We start from the raw sequence: 14,625 nt of genomic DNA, 5'->3' as shown, positions 1-14,625 counted from the left end.
GGCAATCGCCGGAGGCGCCCTACCGCACCGCGACGAACTCCGCCGGCTCCCGCGGAGCCCTCGGCTTCGGCTCGCCCGCCGGCCGCCCGATGGCCACCGCCCCCATCGGGTCCCAGTCCGCCGGCAGCGCCAGTACCTCCCGTACGACATCCCGGCAGAACATCGTCGAGGACACCCACGCCGAGCCCAGCCGCTCGCCGGCCAGCGCCACGAGGAAGTTCTGCACCCCGGCGCCCGCGGCGACCACGAACATCTCCCGCTCGGCGGCGTTCCGCCGGGCGTCGGCCGCCGCGTCCGGCCCCTCGTACGTGTGCGAGCCGTCCATCACCAGGCACGGCACCGCCAGGTACGGCGCGTTGCGCAGCACGTCGCCGCGGCGCACCCGCTTGGCGACGGACTCCTCGGACTTCCCGTCACCGCGCAGGTCCGCCAGCCAGGCGTCCCGCATCGCGTCCAGCAGCCGGGTCCTGGACTCCTCGGACTCCAGCAGGACGAACCGCCAGGGGGTGGTGTGGTGCGGCGCGGGCGCGGTCACGGCCGCCGCGACGGCCCGCCGCACGGCGCCGCCGTCCACCGGGTCGTCGGTGAACTCCCGGACCGTACGGCGCAGCGACAGTGCCTCCCGTACGGCCTCGGAGGTGCCGAGCCGGAACATGTCGTCGGCGGCGGAGCGGACCAGCGCCCGGGCGCCGGTGTCCGGCTCGCCGCCGTCGGCCGCGTCCTGAGGCGGCGCCACGGTGTGCGGCAGGCCGCGTACCACCGCGACCGGCAGCCCGCCGGCCTTGCCCTTGACCAGGTCGCCCGCGCTCGCCAGCTCGTCGGCCGTGGCGACGACCGTGGCGCTGAGCGGGTTGCCGTGGCCGTCGGTGCCGCCGCGCAGGTCCGCCAGGACCCGTACGCCGGCCGCGCCGATGGCGACGTCGGTCAGGCCGCTGCGCCAGGGCCGCCCGAAGGTGTCGGTGACGATCACTCCGACGTGCACGCCGAGCGTGGCGCGCAGCCCGTCCCGGATCGCCCGGGCCGAGGCGTCGGGGTCCTCGGGCAGCAGCAGGACGGTGCCCCGCGGGGTGTTCGAGGCGTCGACGCCGGCGGCGGCCATGACCAGGCCGTTGCGGTTCTCGACGATCCGCAGCGTGCCGCGGCGCGCCACGACCCGCACGGTCTCCTGGTCGATGGCGGCCTCGCGGTCGTCCGCCGCCACGATCCGGTCCTCGGCCTTGCTGACGATCTTCGAGGTGACCAGCAGCACGTCGCCGTCGGCCAGCCCCGGCAGCCCGTCCGCGGTGGCCGCGGCGGCGATCAGCTTGGCGAGGTCGTCGCCGGGGCGCACCTCGGGGATGCCGGGCAGCGCCCAGACCCGGTACGCGGGCACCTCGGCGTTTTCGCCGTACGGGGCGCCGGGGGCCGCGGCGCCGTCCTGCGCTGCGGCGGTCACGCCCGTACCTCTTCGGCCAGCGTCAGCGCCTCGCGGGCCATCGCGGCGGTCGCCTCGACGTCGGTCATCATCAGCGGCACGGCGCGGCAGCGGATGCCGGCCTCCTCGACCTCGGCGACCTTGTCCGCGTCGACGGTGTCCACCAGCCAGCCGTCCAGCAGCCCCATGCCGTAGTGGGCGGCGACGGCCGAGGCGGTGGACTCCACGCCGACCGCGGCCAGCACCTTGTCGGCCATGCCGCGCACCGGCGCGTCGCCGACGATGGGGGAGAGGCCGACGACCGGCGCGCCGGCCTCGGCGATCGCCTCCCGGATGCCGGGGACGGCGAGGATCGTGCCGACGCTGACGACCGGGTTGGACGGCGGGAAGAGGATGACGTCGGCGGCGGCGATCGCCTCCAGCACGCCGGGGGCCGGCTTGGCCTGCTCGGCACCGACCGGGACGACGGCCTCGGCGGGCACGGAGGCGCGCAGCCGGACCCAGTACTCCTGGAAGTGCACGGCTTTCTTCTCGCCGTTCTCGTCCTCGACGGCGACGTGGGTCTCGACCCGGTCGTCGGTCATCGGGAGCAGACGCACGCCCGGCTGCCAGCGGTCGCACAGCGCCTCGGTGACCGCGCTGAGCGGGTAGCCCGCGCTCATCATCTGCGTACGGACGATGTGGGTGGCGAAGTCCCGGTCGCCGAGCCCGAACCATTCAGGTCCGACGCCGTAGGCCGCCAGCTCCTCCTTGACGCGGAAGGATTCGTCCGAACGCCCCCAGCCCTGTTCCTCGTTGATGCCGCCACCGAGCGTGTACATCACGGTGTCCAGGTCCGGGCAGACCTTCAGCCCGAACAGGTGGATGTCGTCACCGGTGTTGCCGATGACCGTGATGTCCGCGTCCGGAGCCGCTGCCTTCAGTCCCCGCAGAAAGCGGGCGCCGCCGATGCCGCCGGCGAGAACCACAATGCGCATGGGGCCAGTCTCTCGCAGCCGGGGGCCGTGTCCATCAGGGGTTCAGGGCGTGGCCGCCCGCTGAGCGGCGGGTGTGCTCTCGTGCCGGGCCCTGGGGTGCATCGGCATGTCCGTCAGCCCGGGGAAGTAGACGTGCAGGCTGACGCCCGGGGTGAGCGTGTCGTTGGTGACTTCGTGGACGTACCCGGGCGCGAAGACGCGCTGGGTGCCGGCGGTCAGGAGCCGGCTGCCGCTGGAGCTGTGTTCGGTCAACTCCCCTTCCAGGACGGTCAGTACGCCGGAGGACCGGCCGTGGTCGTGCCGGCCGCTGCCCTGGCCGGGCAGCCAGCTCAGCAGCCAGACCTCGTAGCCCGGCCCCGTGCGCAGCCGGTGGTACCAGCGGGTGGTGGCGTCGTACTCGACGAGGGGCGCCCACTGGTCGCGGTCGGCGGCGATCGACCGGGCCAGCCCGGCGAATTCGGACACGGTGGCGGGGTGTTCGCGCGGGGGCTGGAGGAGGTGGGGGACCTCGAAGATGTCGCCTGCGATCTGGAGGTCGCTGTCGCTGTTCATGAACTTCTGGTTCCTCGGAGGAGAAGAGCACGGAAAGGGTGCTGCGGCCTTGCGCTGCGGCGTGGAGCCGGGCGAGCGGAGTGCGGCGTCGCGTACGGCGCCACGGGCCGCTCAGGGGCGGTGCGGGAGAAAAAGGCTGGAGCTCAGTGGCTTCAACAGCTGGAACAGCGACAGCGAGCCTGGGCAGCGCAGCGGGACCCGTAGGCACGGGTCAGGCGGGGCGCGGGCATCACTGGCATGGAGTCAAGGAGAGCGGGTACTCGGCGCGCGTGTCAACTGGTTGCCGGGTTTGGGCTAAATGTTTCACCTCATCCGGTTACCGTGCCCGGCGAAAGGTTTGTGCACCCGACGGTCAGGAGAGGTGGCCCACCAGTCACGACATCAAACGCCGTTGTGGTTCCGTGATCTGAATGTGATCAAGCCCGCTTCTGGTGATGGAGTGCAACGTGATTGCCGTCCGTTGAGTCCTTCAGAAGCAGAAGGGGGTCGCGGGATGTATGAGGCGAATGTTTGTCCTTGTTTTAGCCGATATGAACACTTACCGCGCACCCTTGGTTCCGCAGAGTGAATAAGGGGCCCAATAGCAGATCTCGGCTTGACTGGCCCGGATCCACGCACTTGTAATTTCACTCGTGTCGTTCAGCCGTCATCGGTAACGGCAACATCACGGGGACGCAATGACAGACGAGGGGCGCACATGACCGAGCTGTTCGAAGAATTGCTGGTCGAGGAGGCGGACGAGGAGCTCGGCTGGCAGGAGCGCGCACTGTGCGCCCAGACCGATCCCGAGTCCTTCTTCCCGGAGAAGGGCGGCTCCACCCGCGAGGCCAAGAAGGTCTGCCTCGCCTGTGAGGTCCGGTCCGAATGTCTTGAATACGCGCTTGCCAATGACGAACGCTTCGGTATCTGGGGCGGACTGTCCGAGCGCGAGCGGCGCCGTCTGAAGAAGGCCGCGGTCTGAAGCCCGACGACGGCGGCCCGGGCGGCAGTCGCCCGGTACCGGTCGGCACCGCGCACGGGCACCGGCCGACGGACCGGCCCCGCCATCGAGGAACATCACGGGCACCCGCTCCGCCCCCGGCACACCACCGGGGGCGGAGTGCTGTGTACGGGCCCGGCGGACCGCCGCGTACGGACCCGGCCGCCGCGCCCGCGTGAACCATTAGTGTGGGGCTCCGTCCGAGACGCACCAACACCCGCATGGTGAGCGCGCGTCCATCGCAGTCCATCGCAGTGTCTTCCGGGGGCCACACCCGCAGCGGCCCGCCCGCCGCGGGAGACGGCAGCCCCGGGTCCGGAGGGCCCGTACCTCGATGTCCGTGCACAGCCAGTCGGCGGCCCAGGCCGCCTCATACGAAGCCGCCGCGCCCCAGTTCCCGCGGCATGTCGTCACCGCCGTGATCGTCTCGCACGACGGCGCGCGCTGGCTGCCCGACGCGCTCTCCGGCCTGCTCGGCCAGGAGCGCCCGGTGCAGAACGTCATCGGCGCCGACACCGGCAGCGCCGACGACTCCGCCCGGCTGCTGACCGAAGCCCTCGGCGACGAGCGGGTGCTGCACCTCGCCCGCCGCTCCGGCTTCGGCACCGCCGTCGACGAAGCCGTCCGCACCGCACCGGTGCTCACCCCCGACGACCTGCCCTACCTCAAGCGCCCCAGCGGCTGGGACCCGGTCACCCGGACCTGGCACGACGAGGCGTACGACATGCCCGAGCTGCCGCACGGCGAGCCCGTGCAGTGGCTCTGGCTGCTGCACGACGACTGCGCGCCCGCGCCCGACGCGCTCACCGAACTGCTGCGGGTCGCCGACGCCAGCCCCTCCACCGCCGTCATCGGCCCCAAGCTGCGCAGCTGGTACGACCGCAGGCAGCTCCTCGAAGCCGGCGTCAGCATCGCCCGGTCCGGCCGCCGTTGGACCGGCCTGGACCGCCGCGAACAGGACCAGGGCCAGCACGACCAGGTCCGCACGGTCCTCTCCGTCTCCACCGCCGGCATGCTCATCCGCCGCGACGTCTACGAACAGCTCGGCGGCTTCGACCGCCGGCTGCCGCTGATGCGCGACGACGTGGACCTGTGCTGGCGCGCCCAGGCCGCGGGCCACCAGGTGCTCATCGCGCCGGACGCGGTCCTGCGGCACGCCGAGGCGGCGTCCCGCGAGCGGCGCCCCATCGACTGCGTGGGCCGCTCGGTGGCGGGCCCGCACCGCGTCGACAAAGCCGGCGCCGTCTACACCCTGCTGGCCAACTCCCGCGGCGCGATCCTGCCGTACGTCCTGCTCCGCCTCGTCCTCGGCACCTTCCTCCGCGTCCTCGCCTACCTCGTCGGCAAGGTCCCGGGCCAGGCCCTCGACGAACTCGCCGGACTCTTCGGCGTCCTGCTGCGGCCCGGGAAGATCATGGCGGCCCGGCGCAGACGCGGCCGGCCCGCGGTGGAGGCGAGCGAGCTGCGCGCGCTCTTCCCGCCGCCCGGCGCGACCGTACGGGCCACCGTCGAACAGGTCGCCAGCAACTTCGCCGGCCGAGCGGCCCCCGAAGCCTCCTCCGGCGGCCGGCACGGCGCCGTGGAGTCCGGGCCCGGCGGCGACGACGCGGACTTCCTGGAGGTCGAGCAGTTCGCGCGGCTGAAGCGGATGGCGCGGCGGCCCGCGCCCGTCCTCTTCGCCGTCCTGCTCCTCGTCTCCCTGATCGCCTGCCGCGGCCTGCTCGGCGGCGGCGCGCTGACCGGCGGCGCCCTGCTGCCCGCGCCCGGCGACGTCTCCGACCTGTGGGCGCGCTACTTCCACAGCTGGCACGACGTCGGCATCGGCTCCACCGCCTCGGCGCCGCCCTACCTCGCGGTCGTCGCCCTCGTGGCCACCGTCTGCTTCGGCAGCACCGGCTTCGCCGTCACCCTGCTGCTGGTCGCCTCCGTCCCGCTGGCCGGCCTGACCGCGTACTTCGCCTCCCGGCCGCTGGTCACCTCGCGTCTGCTGCGCGCCTGGGCCGCCGTCGCGTACGCCTTCCTGCCCGCCGCCACCGGCGCGCTGGCCGGCGGCCGCATCGGCACCGCCGTCCTCGCGGTCCTGCTGCCCCTGATGGCCCGCGCCGCGATCGCCGCGAGCGGACTGCGGCTCGAACCCGGCGTGCGGCCCAGCTTCCGCGCCGCCTGGGCGTACGCGCTCCTGCTGACCTTCACCACCGCCTTCACCCCGGTGGTCTGGCCGATCGCGGTCCTCCTCGGCCTCGGCCTGCTGGTGCTGCGCTTCCTCGACGGCAACCGCGACAGGATCGTGGCGTACCTGCTGCGCTTCCTCGCCGTCGCCGTCTCCCCGATGGTCGTACTCGCTCCCTGGTCGCTGTCGCTGCTGACCGAGCCCTCCCGCTTCTTCCTGGAGGCCGGGCTCGCCTCGAAGCCCGGCCAGGCCGACTGGCTGGGGCTGCTCGGCTTCAGCCCCGGCGGCCCCAAGGCATACGGCAGCGTGCTGCTCCTCGGCGTCGTGCTCGCCGCGCTCGGCGCGCTGCTGCGCGGCGAGCGGCAGCCCGCGGTCCGCACCGCGTGGGCCGTGGGCCTGGTCGGACTGCTCTTCGCGGGCCTCGCCAACGGCTCCGGGTGGGCCGGACCGCCCGCGCTGGTCTACGGCCTGGCACTGCTCTGCGCCGCCGCGATCGGCGCCGAGGGCATCCGCACCCGCATGCTGGCCCTCGGCTTCGGCTGGAAGCAGCCGGTGGCCGTGCTGATCGCGCTGGCCGCCGCGCTCGCCCCGGTGTGGGCGGCGGCCAGCTGGATGATCAGCGGCGCCGCCGGGCCGGTGGAGCGCCGCAACCCCGAGCAGGTCCCGGCGTTCGTCGCCGAGGAGTCCGGCACCGCGGACCGCGCCCGCACCCTCGTCCTGGACGGGGACGCAGGGCACGTCGCGTACTCCCTGGTCCGCGGCTCCGGCGCGCGCCTGGGCGACGCCGACATCGCGGCCGAGGCCGGCGAGGACAGCCGCCTCAACGACGTCGTCGCGCACCTCGTCGCGGGCTCCGGCGCCGACCAGACCGACCGGCTCGGCGGCTACGCCGTGCGCTACGTCCTGGTCAAGGACGGCGCCCCGCGCGAGATGGGCCGGGTCCTGGACGCCACGCCGGGCCTGACCCGGATGAGCCAGGAGGACGGCAGCGCCCTGTGGCGGGTGGACCGCCGGGTCTCCCGCGTCGCCATCGTCAACGGCACCCAGGACGGCGCGCAGGGCGGTACGGCCGCCCCGCCCGTCGCGGTCGCCGCCGACCCGGTCGACGCGCACACGAAGGTGCCCGCCGGCCCCGACGGGCGCGTGCTGCGCCTCGCCGACGCCGCCGACGCCGGCTGGCAGGCCACCCTCGACGGCAAGCCGCTGAAGCCGGTCACGGTCGACGGCTGGGCGCAGGGCTTCGAACTGCCCGCCACGGGGGGCCGCCTGGACCTCACCCACGAGGGCCCGCTCACGCACACGCTCTGGATGACGGCACAGGGACTGCTCGCCGTGGTCCTGGTGGTCATGGCCCTGCCGGGCCGCCGCCGCGACGTCGACGACGACCTGCCCGAGGAGGGCCTGGCGGCGGCGGTGCCCGCACAGCCCGTGGAGGGCGAGGGGCGCCGCGCCCGTAGGCTGCGCGCCGCGCAGGAAGCGGCGGCGGCGCAGAAGCCCGGTGCGGAGGCGACCGTGCCCGGCGCCCGGGACGGCGCCGACCCGGTGGCCGACCCGTACGCGGCGGCCGCTCAGCAGGCCGACCCCTACGCCGTCCCGCAGGCGGACCCGTACGCCCCGGCCGGGCACGGCACCCCGTACGCCGATCCGTACGCCGCCGACCCCTATGCGGCCGCCCACGGCGTTCCGCAGCAGGGCGTGCCCGAGATGCCGCAGCAGCCGCCGTACCAGGACTGGCAGGGCGGCCAGGGCGGTCAGGGCGGTCAGGGCGCTTCCCCGTACCAGGCCGCGCAGTACGGGCAGCAGTACCCGCCCGCCTACGAGGGCGACCCGTACGCACAGCAGGCCTACGGAGCCGGCGGCTACGACCCGTACGGATACGGACAGCAGCAGCCCTACGGGAACGGCACGGCGTACGACGGCCGGCCGCACGACGGGGCGCCCCATGACGAGGGCGGCACCACGCACGACGGCTCGTACCGCGAGCCCCGCCGCGACGGGAGCGACCAGCAGTGAACCGCACCACCATGTCCCTGATCGGCGCGGTCGCCGCGCTCGCCGCCGTCACCGGGGTCGCCGCCGTCGCGGCCCCCGGGGACGACGCGGGCACCACCGCCTCGAAGGCCGCCACGCTGCCCGTGCAGCGCTCCTCTCTGATGTGCCCGGCCCCGACCTCCTCGGAGGTCGGCGAGACCACGTACACCGCCTTCACCCCCAAGGGCGCGAAGACCGGCAAGGGCAGCGCCGACCTGCGGGCCGCCGCGGACGGCCGCACGGACGACACGGGCAAGACCGAAAAGACCGAAAAGACCAAAAAGGACGGCAAGGGCGGTAAGGACGGCAAGAGCTCGCAGGAGAGCGGCACCAAGCCCGTCGCGCCCCTGAAGGCGCCCGGCACGCCGGTCACCGAGACCACCGACAGGTCCGACGCGCCGGCCCTCATCGGCACCGCCGACGGCGGTCTCGCGCCGGGCTGGAGCGTGCAGCAGACCACCGAGGTCAGCGCGGGCACCGGCCGCGGCGTGCTCGGCACCGCCTGCACCGCGCCGGACACCGACTTCTGGTTCCCCGGCGCGAGCACCTCGGCCGACCGCCAGGACTACGTCCACCTCACCAACCCCGACGACACCGCGGCCGTCGTCGACCTGAAGCTCTACGGCAAGGACGGCGCCCTGAAGGGGACGACCGGCGAGGACATCCAGGTGCCGCCGCATTCCAGCGTCCCCGTGCTGCTCTCCACGCTCTCCGACAGCCGGGACGCCAACGTGACGCTGCACGTCACCGCCCGCGAGGGACGGGTCGGCGCCGCCGTGCAGGCCGGTGACGACAAGCTCGGCGGCGACTGGCTGCCGGCCGCTGCCGACCCGGCCTCCGCCACCTCCGGACTGGTGCTCCCGGGCATCCCGGCCGACGCCTCCTCGGTGCGGCTGGTGGCCATGGCGCCCGGCTCGGCCGACGCCGACCTGAAGGTGCAGCTGGCCACGCCCACCGGCGCGATCGTGCCGGCCGGGCTGGAGACGCTGCATCTGAAGAGCGGGTCGACCACCGCGGTCGACCTCAAGGACCTCACCAAGGGCGAGGCGGGGTCGCTGATCCTCACCCCGGCCGAGGGCTCGAAGGCGCCGGTCGCCGCCGCGCTGCGGGTCGTCCGCGGCAAGGGCTCGGGCCAGGAGATGGCGTTCATCCCGGCGACGAAGCCGGTCGGCACGCGCGCCACCGCGGCCGACAACCGCGCCAAGGGCAGCACGCTCTCGCTCGTCGCCCCGCAGAAGGGCAAGGACGCGCGGGTGAAGGTCACGGCGTCGGCGGGCAGTGGGGGCGGCAGCACCGCCACCAAGACCTACACGGTCAAGGGCGGCAGCACCCTCGCCGTCCAGCCGCCCCGCCCGAGCGGCCTCAAGGGCGCCTACGCGCTCACGGTGGAGCCGGCGGCGGGCAGCGGGCCGGTCTACGCGGCGCGCACCCTCGCGCTGCCGCACGGCGGCGTACAGGGCTTCACGGTCCAGACGCTGCCGGACGACCGGGGGCTGGTCCAGGTGCCGACGGCGGGCTGGAACATGTCGGTGCTGAACGACTGACGTAGGTCGGTACCGAACGACCGACGTGACGGGCGCGCACGGGCCCCTCGGGAGACGCCTCCCGAGGGGCCTGTTGCTGTCGCGCACCCCTGCTTCTCCAGGGGACGGCTCAGTCCTGCCCGTAGCGGGGGTCGACCGACTCCGGGGCCAGGCCCAGCAGTTCCGCGACCTGCTCGACGACGACCTCGTGCACGAGGAGCGCGCGCTCCTCGCGATTCTTGGTGCGGATCTCCACGGGGCGGCGGTAGATCACGATGCGGTCCCGGCTGCCGTCCTCGCTGGACAGCAGGCTGCCCAGCGGCACCACGTCCTCGTCCGGCCCGAACCCCTCGTCACCCTCGGGCAGCGGCCGCGGCACCTCGCGCACGGAGAACTCCACCTCCGACAGCTGCGGCCAGCGCCGCTCCAGGCGCTCCACCGAGTCGTGCACGAGGTCCACGAAGGCATCGGCACGGCTCACGGAGAGCGGTACCTGCGGCGGCGCGATCGGACCGCGCATCCCGCGGCCGTGGCGGTCGCGGCGGCGCGGACGCGGCTCCGTCGGGCTGGGGTTCTCCTCGGCACCGGCCGGGGGAGGTACGGGGCTGTCCATCAGTCACGAGCGTAGCTGCCAAGGGCCGCGGGCGGCCGAACTCTCGCACCGTGCGCCTCATGTCGCTCACTGATCGGTATGCGTTCTGTTCCGTTCGTTCGTCCGAGGCGAAGTGACCGGCGAACGCTCGCATGACGCCCGCGAAATGACACGAATTGACTGGAGTGGGAGGGGGAATCATCGGCTCCACTCGCCTCGCAACGGGATCTCGGCGCAGGTCAGGCCGAGCGTGCGCAGGTCAGACAGGTCGGGCGAACCGGGACGACACGGCCGGGTGAGGTCATGGAGAGTCGTCGCGGCCCGCTCAAGAGTGCGGTACCGTCCAACGTCGTGAGCCCTGTACGTCGCTGTTCGCGAACTGCGTGCGGCCGTCCCGCCGTCGCAACGCTGACGTACGTCTATGCGGATTCGACCGCTGTGCTCGGCCCGCTCGCCACTTACGCGGAACCCCACTGCTACGACCTGTGTGCCGAGCACTCCGAGCGCCTGACCGCGCCACGCGGGTGGGAGGTCGTCCGGCTGGCCGCCGACCCCGGCGCGGTCCAGCCGAGCGGTGACGACCTCGAAGCGCTCGCCAACGCGGTGCGGGAAGCGGCGCGTCCGCAGGAACGTGCGGCCGGCGGACCCGAGGCGGCCGGCCCCCGCGAGGCCGACCCGATGGAGGTGGCCCGGCGTGGTCACCTCCGTGTGCTGCGCTCGCCGGACTCCTGAAGGCCGGCGACCCGCGCCTTCGTGGGCCCCGGTCCGCACGGCTTCGTAAATGCCGGTGCCGCGTACTCGTAGGTGTCGATGTCGCGTACTCGTAGGGGTGCGGGCATCGGTTTCCGGCCGTTTCCCCGAGGTGTACGCGCCTGATGTCCCCGCGTGCACAGGCCTGATGCCGAAACACTCCTGAACAGCCGTCATTTCGTGACGGCCCATTGACTCCGGCTTGGCGCGGACACGACCATTCCTCCACTCCTGCGAGATCGCTTTCCGCATGACGGAAGCAGCGGGGGAGCCGCCACGCCGCCGGGGAGGCAGCCGCATGTCCGGAGTGTTCGTCCAGCAGCTTCAGCCGATCGCCGATTCGCTCGCCCTGTCCGCGCTCGTCGCGGCGCTGCCCCTGATCACCGTCCTGGTCCTGCTCGGCGCCGTACGGATGCGCGCCCACCACGCGGGCCTCATCGGACTCGCCGTCGCCCTGCTGACCGCCTGGTTCGGCTCGGCCATGCCCGTGACGCAGGCCCTCTCCAGCGCCGTGCAGGGCGCCGTCTTCGGGCTCTTCCCCATCATGTGGATCGTCGTCAACGCCCTGTGGGTGTACCGGATGACGGTCCGCACCCAGCACTTCGACGTGCTGCGCCGCTCCTTCTCCCGGCTCTCCGACGACCCCCGCATCCAGGCCCTGGTCATCACCTTCTGCTTCGGCGCCCTGCTGGAGGCGCTGGCGGGCTTCGGCGCCCCGGTCGCCATCAGCGCCGTGATGCTGGTCGCGCTCGGCTTCGACCCCGTCAAGGCGGCGGTCGTCGCCCTCGTCGCCAACACCGCACCCGTCGCGTTCGGCGCCATGGGCACCCCTGTCGTCACCCTCGCCCAGGTCACCGGGCTCCCGCTGGACTCGGTCGCCTCCGTGGTGGGCCGCCAGACGCCGCTGCTCGCCCTCGTCGTGCCCCTCCTGCTCGTCGCCCTCGTGGACGGCCGGCGCGGCCTGCGCGAGACCTGGCTGCCCGCCCTCGCCTGCGGCGTGGCCTTCGCCGTCGCCCAGTTCGCCGCCAGCAACTTCGTCTCCGCGCAGCTCGCCGACATCGGCGCCGCACTGATCGGCGCCGCCGCGCTGGTAGCGGTGGCAGCCGCCCGCCGCCCCGCCTCCGCCGACGTCCGCCGCCCCGCCTCCGCCGACGTCCGCGCGGCCGTCCTCACCGGCGCCCGCAGCGAGGACCTGGACGTACGGGACAGCCGCCGCGAGACCGTCCGCGCGTACGCCCCGTACGGCCTGATCATCGTGGTGTTCTCGCTCGCGCAGATACCGCCCTTCAAGGGCTGGGCGGCGGCCGCGACGCAGTCCTTCGACTGGCCGCTGCTGAACGTCGCGGGCCCCGACGGCAAGCCGGTCGGCGGCAACGTCCTCGCGCTCCCGCTGGTCGCCACCGGCGGCACCCTCGTCCTCCTCGCCGGACTGATCACCGCGGCCGTCCTCGGCGTGCGGGCCGGCGCCGCCGCCAAGGAGTGGCTGGCCACCGTCCACGAGCTGCGCTTCGCCATCCTGACCGTGACCTCCGTGCTCGCCCTGGCCTACGTCATGAACCTCTCGGGCCAGGCCGCCACGATCGGCCATTTCGTCGCCGCGGCCGGCGCGGGCCTCGCCTTCCTCTCGCCCGTACTGGGCTGGTTCGGCGTCGCCGTCACCGGCTCCGACACCTCCGCCAACGCCCTCTTCGGCGCCCTCCAGGTCACCGCCGCCCAGCAGTCCGGACTCGCCCCCGAACTGCTCGCGGCGGCCAACAGCTCCGGCGGCGTCCTGGGCAAGATGATCTCCCCGCAGAACCTGACCATCGCCTGCGCCGCCGTCGGCCTGGCCGGGCGCGAGGGCGACCTGCTCCGCAAGGTCCTGCCCTGGAGCCTCGCGCTGCTCCTCGTGATGTGTCTGATCGTGCTGGCGCAGAGCACGGCGGTACTGGGCTGGATGCTGCACTGAGCAGTCGCCGGGACCGCCGCGCCCGGCCACGAAGCCATCCCGTCCGGTCGATTTCGGGCCGGAAGCAGTCGTACGGGAACATCGTTCACCGATGGTTCACGGCTGGGCCACAGATCTTCCCGGTAGCTTGGGTGACCCGAAGAGACCTCAGGAGGGTGGCTGTGGCTGATCTGTCGCAGATCGTGAAGGCGTACGACGTGCGCGGTGTGGTCCCCGATCAGTGGGACGAGGGGCTGGCCGAGCTGTTCGGAGCGGCCTTCGTCCAGGTCACCGAGGCGGACGGGATCGTCATCGGGCACGACATGCGGCCGTCCTCGCCGGGCCTGTCCCGTGCGTTCGCCCGCGGTGCCGCCGGGCGCGGGGCCGACGTCACCGAGATCGGGCTGTGCTCGACCGACGAGCTGTACTACGCGAGCGGCGCGCTGGACCTGCCGGGCGCGATGTTCACCGCGTCGCACAACCCCGCCCAGTACAACGGCATCAAGATGTGCCGGGCCGGCGCGGCCCCGGTCGGCCAGGACACCGGCCTCGCCGACATCCGCGCCCTGGTGGAGGGGTGGCTCGAGAACGGCGCCCCCGAGCCCGTCGCGGAGACCGGCTCCGTCACCCAGCGCGACGTGCTGGGCGACTACGCGGCCCACCTGCGCTCCCTGGTGGACCTGGTGCACATCCGGCCGTTGAAGGTCGTGGTGGACGCGGGCAACGGCATGGGCGGCCACACCGTCCCCACCGTCTTCCAGGGCCTGCCGGTGGAGCTGGACCCGATGTACTTCGAGCTGGACGGCACCTTCCCGAACCACGAGGCCAACCCGCTGGACCCGAAGAACATCGTCGACCTCCAGGCCCGCGTCCGGGAGACCGGCGCCGACCTCGGCCTGGCCTTCGACGGCGACGCCGACCGCTGCTTCGTCGTCGACGAGAACGGCGACCCGGTCTCGCCCTCGGCCATCACCGCACTGGTCGCCTCGCGCGAGCTGGCCAAGGAGCCGGGCGCCACGGTGATCCACAACTGCATCACCTCCTGGTCCGTCCCGGAGGTGGTCAAGGAGAGCGGCGGCCGGCCCGTCCGCACCCGCGTCGGCCACTCCTTCATCAAGGCCGAGATGGCCAGGACCGGCGCGATCTTCGGCGGCGAGCACTCCGCGCACTACTACTTCCGCGACTTCTGGAACGCCGACACCGGCATGCTCGCCGCCATGCACGTCCTGGCGGCGCTCGGCGGCCAGGACGGCCCGCTCTCGGGCCTGGTCGCGCAGTACGACCGGTACGCCGCCTCCGGCGAGATCAACAGCACCGTCGACGACCAGGCCGGCCGACTCGCCGCGATCAAGGCCGCCTACGAGGGCCGCGAGGGCGTGGAGCTGGACGAGCTGGACGGCCTGACCGTCACCGCCACCGACTGGTGGTTCAACCTCCGCCCCTCCAACACCGAGCCGCTGCTGCGCCTGAACGCCGAGGGCCGGGACGCGGCCACCGTCGACCGCGTCCGCGACGAGGTCCTGGCCATCGTCCGCGGCTGACGCGGCGCGCCGCCACGGAGGCGGGGCCGGCGACGGGTGCGGAAGCCCGCGCGCCGGCCCCGCCGTACGGTGGTTCCGACGGGCCCCGCGTGCCCACGTCCTCAAGCGCGACCTGGCCGCGTACCGCGGCCCACCGGCCGAAAGGCGCTCCCGGCCGCCACCCGGCGGT

Annotated in this window: 10 protein-coding genes; 6 read left to right on the top strand and 4 right to left on the bottom strand. The window is 73.5% G+C overall.

Going from position 1 to position 14,625, the window contains the following annotated elements:
• Positions 1-19: 19 nt before the first annotated feature.
• From IF20_RS33675 to IF20_RS33665, 3 genes are read right to left on the bottom strand one after another with little or no spacing between them, the layout of a single operon-like run.
• Entirely contained in the window at positions 20-1,435 is a 1,416-nt protein-coding gene (locus tag IF20_RS33675; RefSeq protein ID WP_199896879.1) for a coenzyme F420-0:L-glutamate ligase, read from the bottom strand.
• Positions 1,432-2,391: a 2-phospho-L-lactate transferase gene (cofD, locus tag IF20_RS33670; RefSeq protein ID WP_052869231.1), complete on the bottom strand. Its 960-nt coding sequence runs from the start codon at positions 2,389-2,391 to the stop codon at positions 1,432-1,434. The genes IF20_RS33675 and cofD overlap by 4 nt, the downstream gene beginning before the upstream one ends.
• Positions 2,392-2,433: 42 nt before the next feature.
• Positions 2,434-2,943, bottom strand: a complete 510-nt coding sequence (locus IF20_RS33665) for a cysteine dioxygenase (protein ID WP_052869230.1) — start codon at positions 2,941-2,943, stop codon at positions 2,434-2,436.
• Positions 2,944-3,640: 697 nt separating this feature from the next.
• Here IF20_RS33665 and IF20_RS33660 point away from each other — a divergent pair.
• From IF20_RS33660 to IF20_RS33650, 3 genes are all read left to right on the top strand, one after another.
• The gene (locus IF20_RS33660; protein ID WP_030266018.1) at positions 3,641-3,904 is read left to right on the top strand and encodes a WhiB family transcriptional regulator; all 264 of its coding nucleotides are present in this window, start codon (positions 3,641-3,643) and stop codon (positions 3,902-3,904) included.
• A 352-nt stretch (positions 3,905-4,256) separates the two neighbouring features.
• Complete coding sequence (locus IF20_RS33655; protein ID WP_052869229.1) at positions 4,257-8,105, top strand: glycosyltransferase family 2 protein; 3,849 nt, start codon at positions 4,257-4,259, stop codon at positions 8,103-8,105.
• A complete protein-coding gene (locus tag IF20_RS33650; protein WP_052869228.1) occupies positions 8,102-9,667 on the top strand; it encodes a DUF5719 family protein in 1,566 nt (521 codons plus the stop codon). Before IF20_RS33655 ends, IF20_RS33650 begins: the two co-directional genes overlap by 4 nt.
• Positions 9,668-9,776: 109 nt before the next feature.
• Here the strand turns inward: IF20_RS33650 and IF20_RS33645 are convergent, their stop codons facing one another.
• Complete coding sequence (locus IF20_RS33645; RefSeq protein ID WP_052869227.1) at positions 9,777-10,259, bottom strand: metallopeptidase family protein; 483 nt, start codon at positions 10,257-10,259, stop codon at positions 9,777-9,779.
• 282 nt (positions 10,260-10,541) lie between these two features.
• On the opposite strand from IF20_RS33645, the gene IF20_RS33640 reads away from it, so the two are divergent.
• From IF20_RS33640 to IF20_RS33630, 3 genes are all read left to right on the top strand, one after another.
• Positions 10,542-10,970, top strand: coding sequence for a DUF3499 domain-containing protein (locus IF20_RS33640; protein WP_052869226.1), 429 nt, complete (start codon positions 10,542-10,544; stop codon positions 10,968-10,970).
• A gap of 325 nt (positions 10,971-11,295) precedes the next feature.
• A complete protein-coding gene (locus tag IF20_RS33635) occupies positions 11,296-12,936 on the top strand; it encodes an L-lactate permease (RefSeq protein WP_052869266.1) in 1,641 nt (546 codons plus the stop codon).
• A 161-nt stretch (positions 12,937-13,097) separates the two neighbouring features.
• Positions 13,098-14,456 (top strand): phosphomannomutase/phosphoglucomutase, encoded by a 1,359-nt coding sequence (locus IF20_RS33630; RefSeq protein ID WP_052869225.1) that lies wholly within the window; start codon positions 13,098-13,100, stop codon positions 14,454-14,456.
• The last annotated feature ends 169 nt before the right edge of the window (positions 14,457-14,625 follow it).

Origin of the sequence: Streptomyces niger (assembly GCF_000718305.1) — a bacterium.
Classification (GTDB): Bacteria; Actinomycetota; Actinomycetes; order Streptomycetales; family Streptomycetaceae; genus Streptomyces; species Streptomyces niger.
The sequence above is the reverse complement of the archived record's forward strand: the minus strand, read 5'-3'. Positions and strand labels throughout refer to the sequence as shown.

Coding starts and splice junctions, on each gene's coding strand:
- cofD (WP_052869231.1), bottom strand. CDS start 2,391: ATGCGCATTGTGGTTCTCGCCGGCGGCATCGGCGGCGCCCGCTTTCTG.
- IF20_RS33665 (WP_052869230.1), bottom strand. CDS start 2,943: ATGAACAGCGACAGCGACCTCCAGATCGCAGGCGACATCTTCGAGGTC.
- IF20_RS33660 (WP_030266018.1), top strand. CDS start 3,641: ATGACCGAGCTGTTCGAAGAATTGCTGGTCGAGGAGGCGGACGAGGAG.
- IF20_RS33655 (WP_052869229.1), top strand. CDS start 4,257: ATGTCCGTGCACAGCCAGTCGGCGGCCCAGGCCGCCTCATACGAAGCC.
- IF20_RS33645 (WP_052869227.1), bottom strand. CDS start 10,259: ATGGACAGCCCCGTACCTCCCCCGGCCGGTGCCGAGGAGAACCCCAGC.
- IF20_RS33640 (WP_052869226.1), top strand. CDS start 10,542: ATGGAGAGTCGTCGCGGCCCGCTCAAGAGTGCGGTACCGTCCAACGTC.